This window comes from Paraburkholderia sp. SIMBA_027 (assembly GCF_046535315.1).
Taxonomy (GTDB): domain Bacteria; phylum Pseudomonadota; class Gammaproteobacteria; order Burkholderiales; family Burkholderiaceae; genus Paraburkholderia; species Paraburkholderia tropica.
The window spans coordinates 1-255 of record NZ_JAWRWY010001077.1 but is presented as its reverse complement, the minus strand read 5'-3'; the positions used below and the strand labels follow the sequence as shown (position 1 = coordinate 255).

Below are 255 nucleotides of genomic sequence, written 5' to 3'. Positions count from 1 at the left end.
CCGGCATAGCGGGGGGCGGTCATCGCACCTTTCGCAAGCGGGTGATCCGCCCTGACGACGCCGATGAAGCGATCGTGAAACAATGCCTGGGCGCGGATTTCCGGGCCGGTCGTCTCGCCGATGACGCCGGTTTCAAGATCGGCCTCGCCATCGCGCAGGGAGGCGCTGTCCTTGTCCTGCTTTGGCAGGAAGCGCAGCCGGACGCCGGGGGCGCGCTCTGCGGCGAGGCGGATCAGGGCCGGGCCGAAATTCTCG

General features: G+C 68.6%; 1 protein-coding gene. It reads right to left on the bottom strand.

Annotation, left to right across the window (positions count from 1 at the left end; all coding sequences use genetic code 11):
* On the bottom strand, positions 1 to 255 hold a 255-nt coding region (locus SB764_RS42420), incomplete at both ends, for a LysR substrate-binding domain-containing protein (protein ID WP_410867096.1).